A 14,971-nucleotide genomic window follows, 5' to 3' on the forward strand; every position below is an offset into this window, starting at 1 on the left:
CTATCCAGTACAAAAGTAGCCATGCACGAACAATATCAGCCCCGTGAAATTGAAGCCGCCGCCCAGTCATTCTGGGATGAGCAAAAGTCCTTTGAAGTCAGTGAACAGCCAGGCAAGGAGACTTTCTACTGCCTGTCGATGTTCCCTTACCCCAGCGGCAAGCTACACATGGGGCACGTGCGCAACTACACCATCGGCGACGTGATCTCCCGCTACCAGCGCATGCAAGGCAAGAACGTTCTGCAACCGATGGGTTGGGACGCCTTCGGCATGCCGGCAGAAAACGCCGCGATGAAGAACAACGTAGCGCCGGCAAAATGGACCTACGAAAACATCGCCTACATGAAGTCGCAGCTGCGCAGCCTCGGGCTGGCGGTCGACTGGTCGCGTGAAGTGACCACCTGCAAGCCGGATTACTACCGTTGGGAGCAATGGCTGTTCACTCGCCTGTTCGAAAAAGGTGTGATCTACCGTAAAAACGGCACCGTGAACTGGGACCCGGTCGACCAGACCGTTCTGGCTAACGAGCAGGTCATCGACGGTCGCGGCTGGCGTTCCGGCGCGCTGATCGAAAAGCGCGAAATCCCGATGTACTACTTCAAGATCACCGCCTACGCGGATGAGCTGCTGGAGAGCCTCGACGAACTGACTGGCTGGCCTGAACAGGTCAAGACCATGCAGCGCAACTGGATCGGCAAATCCCGTGGCATGGAAGTGCAGTTCCCGTACAACGTCGATTCGATCGGCGAAGCCGGCACCCTCAAGGTTTTCACTACCCGTCCGGATACCCTGATGGGCGCGACCTATGTCGCCGTGGCTGCCGAGCACCCGCTGGCCACCCTGGCCGCGAAAAACAACCCTGAGCTGCAAGCGTTCATCGCTGAATGCAAGGGCGGCAGCGTTGCCGAAGCAGACGTCGCCACGCAAGAGAAGAAAGGCCTGCCGACCGGCCTGTTCGTCGAGCACCCGCTGACTGGCGAAAAACTGCCGGTGTGGGTCGCCAACTATGTGCTGATGCACTACGGTGACGGCGCTGTCATGGCGGTACCGGCGCACGACGAGCGCGATTTCGAATTCGCCCACAAGTACAACCTGCCGGTCAAATCGGTAGTCCGTACCAGCTCTGGCGACACCAACCCTGCCCCGTGGCAAGACGCCTACGGCGAGCACGGCACGCTGATCAACTCCGGCGAGTTCGACGGTCTCGACTTCGCTGGCGCGTTCGACGCCATGGAAGTGGCCCTGATCAAGGAAGAACTGGGCGCCTCGCGCACTCAGTTCCGCCTGCGCGACTGGGGCATCAGCCGTCAGCGCTACTGGGGCTGCCCGATCCCGATCATTCACTGCGATGCTTGTGGTGACGTGCCGGTGCCGGAAGATCAATTGCCTGTGGTCCTGCCGGAAGACGTGGTGCCGGACGGCGCCGGTTCGCCGCTGGCACGCATGCCTGAGTTTTACGAATGCAGCTGCCCGAAATGCGGCCAGCCTGCCAAGCGTGAAACCGACACCATGGACACCTTCGTCGAGTCGTCGTGGTACTACGCCCGTTACGCCTCGCCGCACTTTGAAGGTGGCTTGGTAGAGAAATCCGCCGCCGATCACTGGCTGCCAGTCGATCAGTACATCGGCGGTATCGAACACGCGATTCTGCACCTGCTCTACGCGCGCTTCTTCCACAAACTGATGCGTGACGAAGGTCTGGTCAGCTCCAACGAGCCGTTCAAGAACCTGCTGACCCAAGGCATGGTGATCGCCGAGACTTACTACCGTCGCGAAGCCAACGGTGCTTACACCTGGTTCAACCCGGCGGACGTGGAACTCGAGCGTGACAGCAAAGCCAAGGTCATCAGCGCCAAGCTGAAATCCGACGGCCTGCCGGTGGAAATCGGCGGCACCGAGAAGATGGCCAAGTCGAAGAACAACGGCGTCGACCCACAGTCGATGATCGATCAGTTCGGCGCCGACACTTGCCGCCTGTTCATGATGTTCGCTTCGCCGCCTGACATGAGCGCCGAATGGTCGGACTCCGGCGTTGAAGGTTCGCACCGTTTCCTAAAGCGCGTCTGGCGCCTGGCGCAAGCCCACGTTAGCCAAGGCTTGCCGGGCAAACTCGACATCGCCAGCCTGAACGACGAGCAGAAAGCCGTGCGCCGCTCGATCCACCTGGCCATCAAGCAGGCCAGCCATGACGTCGGCCAGAACCACAAATTCAACACCGCCATCGCTCAAGTGATGACGCTGATGAACGTGCTGGAAAAAGCCGCACAAGGCACCGAACAGGATCGCGCGCTGGTTCACGAAGGCCTCGAAGCCGTGACCTTGCTGCTGGCACCCATCACGCCGCACATCAGCCACGAACTGTGGAACCAGCTGGGCCACACTGGCGCAGTCATCGACGCCGGCTGGCCGGCTGTGGACGAAAGCGCATTGGTGCAGGACAGCCTGACGCTGGTTATCCAGGTCAACGGCAAACTGCGTGGTCAGATCGAAATGCCGGCCAGCGCAACCCGTGAAGAAGTGGAAGCCGCCGCGCGCATCAACGAAAACGTGCTGCGTTTCGTCGACGGTCTGACTATTCGCAAAGTGATCGTGGTACCAGGAAAACTGGTCAACATCGTCGCCAGCTAAATTGGATTGGGCGTCAGGTCCGCCTGACGCACTGTAAAACCTTTCGGGCCGCAGGGTCGGCCCACATGGTTTCAAGGGGAGCAACACAATGATCAAACGCAATCTGCTGGTGATGGGCCTCGCTGTGCTGCTGAGCGCCTGCGGTTTCCAGCTGCGTGGCACTGGCACTACCGAACTGACGATCAAGGAACTCGACCTGAGCGCCCGCAACGCCTACGGCGAGACGGTAACCGAACTGCGTCAGGTGCTCGAGTCCAGTGGCGTCAAGGTCTACAGCGGCGCGCCGTACAAGCTGTATCTGGCTGACGAGCAGGAAAACCAGCGCATTCTCAGCTACGCCGGTGCCGGCCGTACTGGCGAATACCAGGTCAATACCGTCCTGAACTACGACATCATTGGCGAACACAACCTGAACCTGCTGAGCAGCAAGCTTGAAGTGCAGAAGGTGTTCATCCACGACGGCAACAACTTGGTCGGCTCCGATCAGGAAGCCAACGACGCCCGTCGCGAGACCCGCCGTGAGCTGGTTCAACGGATGATGTTGCGCCTGCAACAGCTGACCCCAGGTCAACTGCAGCAGCTGCAACAAGCGGCCAATGACCGCGCCAAGGCTGAAGCCGACGCGCTGCAAGCGGCGCAAAAGGCTGAAGCGGAAACCCCGCGTCAGTCGCCGCTCGAAGTACCGCAGCAGTAAGACGTTCGGGGCGCTCAGGCGCCCCGTTCGGTATTTCTTATGAAGCTCGCTCCCGCCCAACTCGGTAAACACCTGCAAGGTGCCCTCGCGCCGGTCTACATCATCAGCGGCGATGACCCGCTGCTATGCCAGGAGGCCGCCGACGCCATCCGCCATGCTGCCCGTGAACAAGGGTTCGACGAACGCCAGGTCTTTGCTGCCGACGCCAATTTCGATTGGGGCACGTTGCTGCAGGCCGGCGCGAGCATGTCGTTGTTCGCTGAAAAACGCCTGTTGGAACTGCGCCTGCCTTCAGGCAAGCCCGGTGACAAGGGCGCCGCAGCGTTCATCGAATACTGCTCGCGCCCCGCTGAAGACACGGTGCTGCTGATCAGCTTGCCCAAGCTCGATGGCAGTGCGCAGAAGACCAAGTGGGGCAAGGCGCTGGTCGAAGGCCAGCAGACCCAGTTCATCCAGATCTGGCCGGTGGATGCCAATCAACTGCCGAGCTGGATTCGCCAGCGTCTGTCGCAGGCCGGTTTGTCGGCCAGCCAGGACGCGGTCGAATTGATTGCTGCACGTGTCGAGGGCAACCTGCTCGCCGCCGCGCAGGAAATCGAGAAGCTCAAGCTGATGGCCGAAGGTGGCCAGATCACCGTTGAAACCGTGCAGGCCGCAGTGGCGGACAGTGCGCGCTTTGACGTGTTTGGCTTGACCGATGCGTTGCTCAACGGCGAACCGGCGCACGCATTGCGCATGCTGGAAGGCTTGCGCGGTGAAGGGGTCGAGCCACCGGTGATTCTCTGGGCGCTGGCGCGGGAGTTGCGCCTGCTGGCCAATATCTCGCTGCAGTACAGCCAGGGCACGCCACTGGACAAGTGTTTCAGTCAGGCGAAACCGCCGGTCTGGGACAAGCGCAAACCCCTGATGAGCAAAGCCCTGCAACGCTACTCGGCGCAACGCTGGGCGCAGTTGTTGCTGGAAGCCCAGCGCATCGATGCGCAGATCAAGGGTCAGGCTGCGGGTTCGCCGTGGATGAGTCTGAGCCGACTGGCATTGTTGATGGCAGGCCAGCGGTTGACGCTACCTGCCGAGTAAGGCCAACCGAAGCGGCGCCAATGCCCAAGCCCGCTCTGCATCCTTGATTGAACAGCCCTCACGGGTAAATCTGATCACTACCCGAGTAGGTAAAGGAAGCCGCCCAGGTTGACTTGTTGATCGTCAACATTACGACAGGCACAACCTTGCCACCACTTTGACTGTAATAAGCACTCTGATTCTGCCTTGCCTGAGTCCAGCCTGGCGTTGAGCCGCTGGTGTAGAAAAACGCCTTGATGGGCATATTGGCAGCCGCTTGTTTGGCCCAGACACGAACAACCAGTTCGTTTTCGTCATTGACGCCATTCTTCGGAATTTTTGGCATCGCCAGCAACGCTTCTCGAAACAACACTGCCGTCTGATCAGGCGATGTGTCTCGAACATCGAAACTGCATTGTTTCTGCTCGCGCACTGTTGCACCGGCCAAGTAGTGCGTCAAAAATTTAGTCGACGTGGTGATCGCCTGCGAAGCGCAGGAAGCACTGCGATTGCCATGCAGACTGTGTGGCCCACAACCGTAGTCCGACCGCCACTCTGTCGCGCCATCTATGGGAAAGAAGCATAGATACTGAAACTTCAACTGACCGGCAAGCTCAGAGACCGGCGTGACTATATAGCCGTTGTTGGCATGGCTATAGAGGGCTGGAAACCGAGAATCCTGGCGCATGTAAGAAAACGCAACGAAGCCTTTTTTCACGTTGGCCGGGCTTGGATCCCAGATATTGAAGCCCGGTCCGTTGGTCGTCCCCCTGATCACAACGCCTGAGCACAAAAAACTCGGTGCAGTTTCACTATTGAAACAATTGCGCGACGTTTGATTCCATTTCGCATTGAGATCAGCAACCACCGCCGGACCATTGTTGCGAGGTTGTGAGAAAGCACCGAATTGCTGGTCACCTGGCACGCTCTGAGTTGAAATCTGTTCTTCACTCGGTACCGGTGGGGCGGGGGCCGGTTGTTCCTGAGTAGCGGAGCAGGCGATCAACAAAAAGGCCCAGACCAACAAGATTATTTTTTTCACGATCGATATCCCTTGTGCATCGTGGTGATGAAATCTGCAGTAATGCATAAACGGTCGATATGCGTACTTGCGTTCAAATGCCTGACCTGAGTGATCAGCAGAGCAGGATTACCGGCTACGTTACTGAAACAACGCTGTATACTCGCCCGGTCTAAAAGGAGACCCACCATGAGCAAAAAGCGCCCCAACAAGGCCAAATCCATCGTCGCCCAACCCTTGTTTCGCAGTCGTCAAGAGCGACCAACCAAGGGCAAAGGCAGCTACCGCCGCGAAGCCTTCCAGTCTAAAAGCTGGGAGGCTTCTTGCTTTCTGGCGGCATGAATGACGCTGGAACTCGCTTCGTCTGATGACCTCTCCCCTCTTCTCTGTACCATTTGAGCACTCATTTAGCGCCGCTTTGGCAAAGCGCGTAACTGTCAAACCTGACAGTTGATCAATGCAGAATTCGGAGTTTTACTGGCCGGATAAACATTAAATCCCGAGCAAAATCTGCCCCCTAGCAAGTCGCTTGGCACGGCTGTCGTGTTAAGGTCTGCACCTGATTCGTTTCCCCTGGAACTGTGCATGCCCCTAAGTCTTTCCCGTCGCTGGCCTGTTCGCCATTCGATCGCTGCAGCAAGCTTCGTTCTGCTTGTCGCCTGTGCGGAAAAACCCACCGCCGCCGACGCGCAACCTCTTCAAGCCGCCCCTGTCGCCACGGCCCCAGCGATTATCCCGCCGGTAGTGCCGTCCGCCGACCCTCTCGATCTTCAGCCGCCCCAGACCTTTGCCGAATGGCAGGCAGGCTTCCGCAAGGACGCGCTCGCCGCCGGGATCAGCCCTGAGTTGTTTGATCGCGCCTTTGCCGATGTCAGTTTCGACGCCAGCGTGATTCGTGCCGACCGCAGCCAGCCGGAATTCTCCCGCCCGGTGTGGGAATACCTCGACGGCGCGCTGTCGCCGCTGCGCGTGCGCAAGGGTCAGGCGCTGCTCAACCAGTACGCCGACATTCTGCAAAGCATCGAACAGCGTTATGGGGTCGACCGTCAGGCGCTCGTTTCGGTGTGGGGTATGGAGAGTAATTTCGGTCAGTTCCAGGGCAGCAAATCGGTGATCAACTCACTGGCCACCCTCGCCTACGAAGGCCGCCGCCCGGGCTTTGCCCATGCGCAATTGATTGCTGCCCTGCAGATCCTGCAACAGGGCGATATCACGCCAGAGAAGATGCTCGGTTCCTGGGCCGGGGCGATGGGCCAGACCCAGTTCATTCCGACCACCTACAACACCCACGCCGTGGATTTCGACGGTGATGGCCGCCGCGACATCTGGGGCAGCCCGGCCGATGCCCTGGCTTCGACCGCGCACTACCTGCAAAGCTCCGGCTGGCAGCGTGGGCAGCCGTGGGGTTTCGAGGTGCAACTGCCGAGCAGTTTCAACTACACGCTGGCGGATGGGGCGATTCGCAAGAGCGTCGCCGAATGGCGTCAGCTGGGTGTGAACTTGCCTAATGGCGCTCAGGTACCTGCGGGCTCCGAGCAACTGTCCGCGGCCCTGCTGTTGCCGGCCGGTTATCGTGGCCCGGCGTTCCTGATCCTCGATAACTTCCGGGCGATCCTCAAGTACAACAATTCCTCGTCGTATGCCTTGGCGGTGAGCCTGTTGTCCGAGCGTTTCAGTGGCGCAGGCTTGATCAATGGCAACTGGCCGAAAGACGACTTGCCGTTGAGCCGCACCGAGCGCATCGAGTTGCAGACCCTGCTGAGCGCGCGCAATTACGATGCGGGCACGGCGGACGGGATTATCGGTGCCAATACGCGCAAGGCGATTCGCAGTGCACAGCAGTCGTTTGGCTGGCCGGCGGATGGCTATCCCACGCACAAATTGCTTGAGAGCCTGCGGGGCCAATAAGCAAGATCAAAAGATCGCAGCCTGCGGCAGCTGCATTTCCAATGTAGGAGCTGCCGCAGGCTGCGATCTTTTGCTTTATCGGGTCACTACATCCTGCTCCAGCATCAATTCCTTCTTCCCGGCATCCAGCCGTACCAGCGCGCCCATCGGCAGCGTCAGGTTCGGGTCGCAATGCCCGCTACGCCACCCCGACAACACCGGTATCCGCAAAGGCTCGAACGTCTGCTTGAGCAAACGATTCAGCGCCTCGACATCTACCCCGGCAATGTCCCCGACCAACACCCCGCGCAACTTGGCCAACTTGCCGGCCAGACGCATCTGGGTCAGTAACCGGTCGATCCGATACAGCGGTTCGTTGATGTCTTCGATCAGTAGAATTACCCCTTCGACATCGATTTCGTAAGGCGTGCCTAGTGTTGAAGCGATCATTGCCAGATTGCCGCCAAGCAAACGCCCGTGTGCAACGCCGGGCTCAACGGTGGTCAACGGATACGCCACCGGATGGCTCAGCACACTCCCCGCTTTCACCTGACCACGCAGCATGGCGAAGAACGACGTCACGGTCGGCGGTTCCTTGTCACCCAACAGGTCGGCGTTGAGCAGTGGCCCGTGGAAGGTCACAAACCCGGCGTAACGGCTTATCGCCAGGTGCAGCGCGGTGATATCGCTGTAACCGACGAAAGGCTTGGCGTGGCGGCTGAGCAGGTCGTAGTCGATGCGATCCAGCAGGCGCGGCGTGCCGTAGCCGCCGCGCAGGCAGATGATCGCGTCGACGTCAGGGTCGGCAAACGCAGCGTGCAGGTCGTTGAGACGCACGTCATCGCTGCCGGCCAGATAGCCATCTTTCTCGTAGACACCGGGGAACACCTTCAGCGCATAGCCGCGAGCGCGCATCCATTGCACAGCCTTGTCGGTATCCAGCGCGCCGGGGCCGGCCGGCGCGATCACGCCAATCACGCCCTCTGACGGCAGCGCCGGCACGGGTTTATGCGGGAAAAGGCTGTGGGTCGGTCGAACGGTCATCCATGGGGCTCCCAGTGTGAAGTCATGCGCACACAGTAGTCAGGAAAGCAGGCAAAAAAAAGCCCGCCGGACTTAAAGCCACGGCGGGCATTTTATTCAGCGCTGAATCAGGCCCCCATCAACTCAGCCTTGACCAGCTTCGCTTGCTCGTCAGCGTGGTACGAAGAACGCACCAGCGGGCCCGAGGCAACGTTTTTGAAGCCCATCTTGTAACCTTCCTCGGCGAACCAGGCGAAGGTGTCCGGGTGCACGAAACGCTGCACCGGCAAGTGGCTGCGCGACGGTTGCAGGTACTGACCGAGGGTCAGCATGTCGATGTCGTGTTCGCGCATGCGCTTCATGACTTCGATGACTTCCTCGTCGGTCTCGCCCAGACCCAGCATCAGGCCGGATTTGGTCGGAATGTGCGGCATCATCTGCTTGAAGCGTTGCAGCAGAGTCAGCGACCACTGGTAATCCGAACCCGGACGCGCAGCCTTGTACAGGCGCGGCACGGTTTCCAGGTTGTGGTTGAACACATCCGGCGGCTCGGCGGCGGTGATTTCCAGCGCGACGTCCATGCGGCCACGGTAGTCCGGGACCAGGGTCTCGAGCTGCACGTTCGGCGACAGCTTGCGGATTTCGCGGATGCAGTCGGCAAAGTGCTGGGCACCACCGTCGCGCAGGTCGTCGCGGTCAACCGAAGTAATCACCACGTACTTGAGCTTGAGGTCGGCGATGGCGATGGCCAGGCTTTCCGGCTCGTTGACGTCCAGTGGCTTCGGACGCCCGTGGCCAACGTCGCAGAACGGGCAGCGACGGGTGCAGATGTCGCCCATGATCATGAAGGTCGCGGTGCCGCCGGAGAAGCACTCACCCAGATTCGGGCAGGACGCTTCTTCGCAGACGCTGTGCAGCTTGTGTTTACGCAGCAGACTCTTGATACGGTCGACTTCCGGCGAAACCGGGATGCGCACACGAATCCAGTCAGGCTTCTTCGGCAGTTCGGTGGTCGGAATGATCTTTACCGGGATGCGTGCAACCTTCTCGGCGCCGCGCAGCTTGACGCCGGCTTCTACCTTGGGACGCGGGGCCGGGCGCTCGGTCACGTCGAGCGTCGGGATCATGGTTTGCACTGCATCAGTAGTCATATCAGTCGATTCCGCCCGTCAGGGTCGTCTGCTCAGCATAGTCGAGGTGTTTGACGAGCTGCGCACGCAGCCGGGCACTTACCTCGGCAAATTCAATCGATCCTGCGTGATCGCTCAGCTGGGTCATCGCCAGCCCGGCATAGCCGCAGGGATTAATCCGTCGAAACGGTTCCAGGTTCATATCCACGTTCAGGGCCAGGCCATGAAAGGAACAACCGTGGCGAATCCGCAAACCCAGAGAAGCGATTTTTGCTCCATCGACATAGACGCCGGGAGCATCCGGCTTGGCTGCAGCGGTAACGCCGTAGCTGGCCAGCAGTTCAATCAGGCAAAGCTCCATGCGGCTGACCAGATCGCGCACGCCGAAACCCAGCTTGCGCACATCCAGTAACAGGTAAGCCACCAATTGGCCGGGGCCATGATAAGTCACCTGGCCGCCACGATCGACCTGCACCACCGGGATATCTCCCGGCAGCAGCAAGTGTTCGGCCTTGCCGGCCTGGCCCTGAGTGAACACCGGCGGGTGTTCGACGAGCCAGATTTCGTCGGCGGCATCGCTGCCGCGTTCGTTGGTAAAGCGTTGCATGGCATGCCAGACCGGCTCGTAAGCCATCTGGCCGAGCTCACGAAAGCCCAGCGTGCCCGGCATCACAACACCATGTGCACGAAACCGGTTGCCCGCAGTTCGCTGTTGATGTTGTACAGCTGATCCTGATCGGTCGCGACGATGTGCAACTGGATGGTGGTGTATTTGCCGTTGCTGCTCGAACGCTCGTCGACACGCTCATCGTTGATCTTCGCGAATTTCTTCACGATTTCGATGATCTTGTCTTTGTGGCCAACCCCCGTGTCGCTGATCACCTTAACCGGATAATCAACCTGGGGAAATTCGATCTTTGGCGCCTTTACTTCGGTATCGGTCATGGCGTAACGGCCTCTTGAGCGCAAGCCGTGATAACGCGCATGGCCCCGCACCGGATCGGGGCGGGGCCATGCAGGTCAACACAAATCAGTTGAACAAGCCGTAGAAGAATAGACGGATGCTATCCCACATGCGGCGGAAGATACCACCCTCCTCGACGCCATCCAGAGCGATCAGGTCAGCGCTGTGCACGACCTTGTCTTCCAGTTTGACTTCGACTTTACCGATCACGTCGCCCTTGGCGATTGGCGCGGTCAGTTGCGGGTTCATGGTCATGCTGGCAGCGAGCTTCTTCAGCTGGCCTTTTGGCAAGGTCATGGTCAGGTCTTCAGCCAGGCCGGCCTTGACTTGATTGGTGGTGCCTTTCCACACCGGGGCCTGAGCCAGTTCGGTGCCCTTCTGGTAGAAGGTCTGGGTTTCGAAGAAGCGGAAACCGTAAGTCAGCAGCTTCTGGGTTTCAGCGGCGCGAGCCACTTCGCTGTTGGTACCGAACACCACCGCGATCAGGCGCTGGCCGTCACGTACCGCCGAGGACACCATGCAGTAGCCGGCTTCGTCGGTGTGACCGGTTTTCAGACCGTCAACGGTCTTGTCGCGCCACAGCAGCAGGTTACGGTTAGGTTGCTTGATGCCGTTCCAGAAGAACTCTTTCTGCGAGTAGATCGCGTAGTGAGCCGGGTCTTCGTGGATGATTGCACGGGCCAGGATTGCCATGTCGTGAGCCGACGAGTAGTGCTCAGGGTTTGGCAGGCCGGTCGGGTTCATGAAGTGGGTGTTGCTCATGCCCAGATCAGTCACCGTCTTGTTCATCAGGTCGGCGAACGCATCTTCGCTACCGGCGATGTGCTCGGACAGGGCGACGCTGGCGTCGTTGCCGGACTGGATGATGATGCCGTGCAGCAGGTCGCTGACAGTCACCTGCGAGCCGACTTTGATGAACATCCGCGAACCGCCGGTGCGCCAGGCGTTTTCGCTGACGGTCACCGGATCGTTTTCACCGATCTGGCCACGACGGATTTCCAGGGTCGCGATGTACGCGGTCATCAGCTTGGTCAGGCTGGCCGGCGGCAGACGCTGGTCGCCATTGTTCTCGACCAGCACGTTGCCGCTGCTGGCATCCATCAGAACGTAGGCTTTAGCGGCCAGTTGTGGTGGCGACGGCATCATCTCGGCCGCGAAGGCGGCTGGCGAGAGGAGCAGCGGGACTAGCAGACACAGGCGTTTGGCAAAGGTGGTGATGTTCATCCGTCTCTCGAAATCGCTAATGGAAACTGTCCTTGCGGACAAAATTTAATCAGATGGCTTTCTAACGAGCCATCGCGTGTTCAGTTGCTCACTCCAGTCACCCTTGCCGGGCTTTTGTTCTTTGACGAGCCAACAACCTGATTCACCCCCCAATCGCTGGTGAACCGTCAATCAAGATCTGCGTTTTGCTTACTCGGTGACCACGCTTGGCGAACCAAGGTTGGCCAGGCGCACGCTGTTCTGCACCTGGGCAATTTCACCCGGCGAGCCGATCGGCCCCAGACGTACCCGATGCAGGGTCTGCTGATTGCGCACGATCGAACTGATGAACACCGGAGCGCTCACCATCCCGCTGAGCTTCGACCTCAGGAGTTCTGCAGCGTCCGGGTTGGCGAACGCGCCCACCTGCAGATACTGGCCAGTTGCTGTTGCAGAAGCGTTTTTTTTTGCACTCATCGGCACCGGTACGGTGTCTGAGGCATGTTGTTGCGGTGGCGGCGTCCACTGCTCGACGGTGCCGGCCGAGGCCGTAATCACCGGCGCGCTGTTCTGCGCGACCTGCGGCTCGTTGAGCATCAACGGTGCCGGACGGCCCTTGGCAGCCCAGTATTGCTGCGGATCGATGCCTTCAACCTTGACCCGCGCAGTGCCGGTTTCGGCGTAACCGAGTTTTTTCGCGGCCGCGTACGACAAGTCGATGATGCGATCGGAATAGAACGGCCCACGGTCGTTGACCCGCAGGATCACCGTGCGGTTGTTGTCCAGGTTGGTCACCCGAACGTAACTTGGCAGTGGCAATGTCTTGTGGGCGGCACTCATGCCGTACAGGTCGTAAACCTCGCCATTGGCGGTGTTCTGACCGTGAAACTTGGTGCCGTACCAGGACGCCGTGCCGGAGGCGACGTAGGTCTTGGATTCCTGCAACGGGAAGTAGGTTTTGCCCAGTACGGTGTAAGGGTTGGCCTTGTAAGGGCCGGTGTGCAGGGTCGGCGTGGCATCAGGGATGCGCGAAACATCGACGTCCCACCACGGCGCGCCATCTTTGTGCGCGCGATTGATGTCCAGGCCCGGCTGCGCTCGCACAGCGGTATTGGAGGTTTTCGGCGTCGGGGAACGACTGGTCGTGCAGCTGGCGACCAGTACCGCCAACGCAGCAAATGCCACCAGCTTCAGGGGTTTATTGTTAGGCAATGCCCGCATTACTTGACGCCCCGTGCTTGTACCAGCTGTTCAGACAGTTGATGTACGGCCATGGCGTACATCACGCTGCGGTTATAACGCGTGATCGCGTAGAAATTCTTCAGGCCCATCCAGTATTCAGGGCCGTTGTCGCCTTCGAGGCGAAATGCAGTCACCGGCATATCATCGCGCAGCGCATCATGACTTGACCAGCCCAGCGCCCGCAACTCTCCAACCGTCTTCGTCGGCTCGATGCCGGTGGTCAGGCCTTCATCGACCTGCTCGCCACGGACATCGGCGCGGCTGACCACCGGCTCACCGGCGACCCAGCCGTGACGCTTGAAATAGCTGGCAACGCTACCAATCGCATCGTCCGGGTTGTTCCAGATATTGATGTGGCCGTCACCGTCGAAATCCACCGCATAGGCGCGAAAGCTGCTCGGCATGAACTGCGGCAGGCCCATGGCCCCGGCGTACGAACCTTTGAGGGTCAATGGATCGACCTGCTCTTCGCGCGCCAGCAGGAGGAACTCACGCAGTTCCTTGCGGAAAAATTCGGCACGGGGAGGATAGTCGAAACCGAGCGTCGACAAGGCATCGATCACCCGGTAATTGCCGGTATTACGTCCGAAAAACGTTTCAACGCCGATGATCGACACGATGACTTGTGCCGGCACGCCGTATTCCTGCTCGGCACGGGCCAGCGTTGCCTCGTGCTGACGCCAGAAGTCGACACCGCGGGCAATGCGCGCGTCGGTGATGAACATCGGGCGGTATTCTTTCCACTGCTTGACCCGTTCGGCAGGTCGGGAGATCGCATCGAGAATCGCCTGTTTGCGCTGAGCCTCGCGGAACACCGCCATCAGTTGCTCACCGGCGAAACCGTAGTCGCGGGTCATTTCACCGACGAACTCGGCCACCTGAGGTGAGCCTTCGTACTCGCCGGCCAGCGCTTCCTGCATGCTGCCCAGGAGGCCCATCAGGCCTACCACTGGCGCGCATCGAGTCGCCCAGCCACGCATTACTTGCATTGAACTCTTCACCTTATTCAAACCTGTGCGATCCACTTGCGATGGGTATGGATCGACATCAAAACCCCAAACGCTGACAGCAGCGTCACCAGCGAAGTTCCTCCGTAGCTAATGAACGGCAACGGTACCCCTACGACCGGCAACAGGCCACTGACCATACCGATGTTGACGAAAACGTAAACAAAAAACGTCATGGTCAACGCACCGGCGAGCAATTTGCCGAACAGCGTTTGCGCCTGAGCGGTGATCACCAGCCCTCGGCCAATCAGCAACAGGTAAATCAGCAGCAGCGCACAAATACCCACCAGGCCGAACTCTTCGCCGAGTACCGCGATGATGAAGTCGGTGTGGCTTTCTGGCAGGAAATCCAGGTGCGACTGGGTGCCGAGCAGCCAGCCTTTGCCGAACACGCCGCCGGAACCGATAGCGGCTTTCGACTGAATGATGTTCCAGCCGGTGCCGAGCGGATCGCTTTCCGGGTCGAGGAAGGTCAGGATTCGCTGCTTCTGGTAGTCGTGCATGATAAAAAACCACATCGCCACCGACACCGGGATCGCCGCCGCCAGCACGCTGAGAATCCAGCGCCAGCGCAGCCCGCCCATGAACAGCACAAACGCACCGCCCGCCAGAATCAGCAGCGAAGTGCCGAGGTCAGGCTGGCGGACGATCAGGATGAACGGCACACCGATCAGCATCAGGCTGATGCCGACGTGCTTGAGCTGCGGCGGCAACGTGCGCTTGGACAGGTACCAGGCGATGGTCGCCGGCATCAGGATCTTCATGAATTCCGAGGGCTGGAAGCGGATCACTCCGGGAATGTTGATCCAGCGCGTGGCGCCCATGGCGTTGTGGCCCATGATGTCCACCACCAACAGCAACACCACGCCGATCACGTAACCGAGCGGCACCCAGCGCGCCATGAAACGCGGCTCGAACTGGGCGATGACGATCATCGACACCAGGCCGATGCCGAACGAGGTAGCCTGTTTGGCCAGCAGGTCCCAGCTCTTGCCGCTGGCCGAATACAGCACGAACAGGCTGCCGGCGGCGAGAATCAGCAGCAGGATCAGCAACGGACCATCGATATGCAGTCTTTGCAGCAGCGTCGCGCGGCGACGCATCACATCCTCACTG

The 14,971-nt window shown here is 59.8% G+C and carries 14 protein-coding genes; 5 read left to right on the top strand and 9 right to left on the bottom strand.

The genetic code is table 11. The features are described 5' to 3' along the window. Positions 1-21 precede the first annotated feature (21 nt). From leuS to holA, 3 genes are all read left to right on the top strand, one after another. On the top strand, positions 22-2,628 hold the full coding sequence (leuS, locus tag ACQ4MY_RS26310; RefSeq protein ID WP_440096955.1) for a leucine--tRNA ligase: 2,607 nt from the start codon (positions 22-24) through the stop codon (positions 2,626-2,628). Between the two features lie 88 nt (positions 2,629-2,716). Further along, a complete protein-coding gene (locus tag ACQ4MY_RS26315; protein WP_440096956.1) occupies positions 2,717-3,322 on the top strand; it encodes an LPS-assembly lipoprotein LptE in 606 nt (201 codons plus the stop codon). A 39-nt stretch (positions 3,323-3,361) separates the two neighbouring features. Next, positions 3,362-4,399, top strand: a complete 1,038-nt coding sequence (gene holA / locus ACQ4MY_RS26320; protein WP_440096957.1) for a DNA polymerase III subunit delta — start codon at positions 3,362-3,364, stop codon at positions 4,397-4,399. Positions 4,400-4,457: 58 nt separating this feature from the next. Here holA and ACQ4MY_RS26325 read toward each other — a convergent pair whose 3' ends face one another. Then, on the bottom strand, positions 4,458-5,420 hold the full coding sequence (locus ACQ4MY_RS26325; RefSeq protein ID WP_440096958.1) for a hypothetical protein: 963 nt from the start codon (positions 5,418-5,420) through the stop codon (positions 4,458-4,460). Positions 5,421-5,588: 168 nt separating this feature from the next. Here ACQ4MY_RS26325 and arfA point away from each other — a divergent pair, with 168 nt between their 5' ends. Both arfA and ACQ4MY_RS26335 read left to right on the top strand, forming a co-directional pair. Beyond that, positions 5,589-5,741: an alternative ribosome rescue factor ArfA gene (gene arfA / locus ACQ4MY_RS26330; RefSeq protein WP_008081065.1), complete on the top strand. Its 153-nt coding sequence runs from the start codon at positions 5,589-5,591 to the stop codon at positions 5,739-5,741. 243 nt (positions 5,742-5,984) lie between these two features. Further along, complete coding sequence (locus tag ACQ4MY_RS26335) at positions 5,985-7,307, top strand: lytic murein transglycosylase (RefSeq protein WP_440096959.1); 1,323 nt, start codon at positions 5,985-5,987, stop codon at positions 7,305-7,307. 75 nt (positions 7,308-7,382) lie between these two features. Here ACQ4MY_RS26335 and ACQ4MY_RS26340 read toward each other — a convergent pair whose 3' ends face one another. The 8 genes from ACQ4MY_RS26340 to rodA form a co-directional block, all read right to left on the bottom strand. Next, positions 7,383-8,330 carry a S66 peptidase family protein gene (locus ACQ4MY_RS26340; RefSeq protein ID WP_440096961.1) on the bottom strand — a complete coding sequence of 316 codons (948 nt, stop codon included), beginning with the start codon at positions 8,328-8,330 and terminating at the stop codon, positions 7,383-7,385. 107 nt (positions 8,331-8,437) lie between these two features. Next, positions 8,438-9,436, bottom strand: coding sequence for a lipoyl synthase (gene lipA, locus ACQ4MY_RS26345; protein ID WP_162130791.1), 999 nt, complete (start codon positions 9,434-9,436; stop codon positions 8,438-8,440). 25 nt (positions 9,437-9,461) lie between these two features. After that, on the bottom strand, positions 9,462-10,109 hold the full coding sequence (lipB, locus tag ACQ4MY_RS26350; RefSeq protein WP_008087909.1) for a lipoyl(octanoyl) transferase LipB: 648 nt from the start codon (positions 10,107-10,109) through the stop codon (positions 9,462-9,464). Beyond that, positions 10,109-10,384, bottom strand: a complete 276-nt coding sequence (locus tag ACQ4MY_RS26355) for a DUF493 domain-containing protein (RefSeq protein WP_008087908.1) — start codon at positions 10,382-10,384, stop codon at positions 10,109-10,111. Before ACQ4MY_RS26355 ends, lipB begins: the two co-directional genes overlap by 1 nt. Before the next feature lie 85 nt (positions 10,385-10,469). Beyond that, entirely contained in the window at positions 10,470-11,627 is a 1,158-nt protein-coding gene (locus tag ACQ4MY_RS26360; RefSeq protein WP_008087907.1) for a D-alanyl-D-alanine carboxypeptidase family protein, read from the bottom strand. A gap of 189 nt (positions 11,628-11,816) precedes the next feature. Further along, positions 11,817-12,827, bottom strand: coding sequence for a septal ring lytic transglycosylase RlpA family protein (locus ACQ4MY_RS26365; RefSeq protein ID WP_007909599.1), 1,011 nt, complete (start codon positions 12,825-12,827; stop codon positions 11,817-11,819). Continuing rightward, positions 12,827-13,837 (bottom strand): lytic murein transglycosylase B, encoded by a 1,011-nt coding sequence (gene mltB, locus ACQ4MY_RS26370; RefSeq protein WP_008087906.1) that lies wholly within the window; start codon positions 13,835-13,837, stop codon positions 12,827-12,829. The genes ACQ4MY_RS26365 and mltB overlap by 1 nt, the downstream gene beginning before the upstream one ends. Positions 13,838-13,854: 17 nt before the next feature. After that, on the bottom strand, positions 13,855-14,958 hold the full coding sequence (gene rodA, locus ACQ4MY_RS26375; protein WP_042704880.1) for a rod shape-determining protein RodA: 1,104 nt from the start codon (positions 14,956-14,958) through the stop codon (positions 13,855-13,857). Positions 14,959-14,971 lie beyond the last annotated feature (13 nt).

The sequence above is a fragment of the Pseudomonas sp. SM4 genome, assembly GCF_051913165.1.
Lineage (GTDB): Bacteria > Pseudomonadota > Gammaproteobacteria > Pseudomonadales > Pseudomonadaceae > Aquipseudomonas.

What these genes read in the sequence shown, in the direction of transcription:
- leuS (WP_440096955.1), top strand. Translation starts at nt 22, where the DNA reads ATGCACGAACAATATCAGCCCCGTGAAATTGAAGCCGCCGCCCAGTCA.
- ACQ4MY_RS26315 (WP_440096956.1), top strand. Translation starts at nt 2,717, where the DNA reads ATGATCAAACGCAATCTGCTGGTGATGGGCCTCGCTGTGCTGCTGAGC.
- holA (WP_440096957.1), top strand. Translation starts at nt 3,362, where the DNA reads ATGAAGCTCGCTCCCGCCCAACTCGGTAAACACCTGCAAGGTGCCCTC.
- arfA (WP_008081065.1), top strand. Translation starts at nt 5,589, where the DNA reads ATGAGCAAAAAGCGCCCCAACAAGGCCAAATCCATCGTCGCCCAACCC.
- ACQ4MY_RS26335 (WP_440096959.1), top strand. Translation starts at nt 5,985, where the DNA reads ATGCCCCTAAGTCTTTCCCGTCGCTGGCCTGTTCGCCATTCGATCGCT.
- ACQ4MY_RS26340 (WP_440096961.1), bottom strand. Translation starts at nt 8,330, where the DNA reads ATGACCGTTCGACCGACCCACAGCCTTTTCCCGCATAAACCCGTGCCG.
- lipA (WP_162130791.1), bottom strand. Translation starts at nt 9,436, where the DNA reads ATGATCCCGACGCTCGACGTGACCGAGCGCCCGGCCCCGCGTCCCAAG.
- lipB (WP_008087909.1), bottom strand. Translation starts at nt 10,109, where the DNA reads ATGCCGGGCACGCTGGGCTTTCGTGAGCTCGGCCAGATGGCTTACGAG.
- ACQ4MY_RS26355 (WP_008087908.1), bottom strand. Translation starts at nt 10,384, where the DNA reads ATGACCGATACCGAAGTAAAGGCGCCAAAGATCGAATTTCCCCAGGTT.
- ACQ4MY_RS26360 (WP_008087907.1), bottom strand. Translation starts at nt 11,627, where the DNA reads ATGAACATCACCACCTTTGCCAAACGCCTGTGTCTGCTAGTCCCGCTG.
- ACQ4MY_RS26365 (WP_007909599.1), bottom strand. Translation starts at nt 12,827, where the DNA reads ATGCGGGCATTGCCTAACAATAAACCCCTGAAGCTGGTGGCATTTGCT.
- mltB (WP_008087906.1), bottom strand. Translation starts at nt 13,837, where the DNA reads ATGCAAGTAATGCGTGGCTGGGCGACTCGATGCGCGCCAGTGGTAGGC.
- rodA (WP_042704880.1), bottom strand. Translation starts at nt 14,958, where the DNA reads ATGCGTCGCCGCGCGACGCTGCTGCAAAGACTGCATATCGATGGTCCG.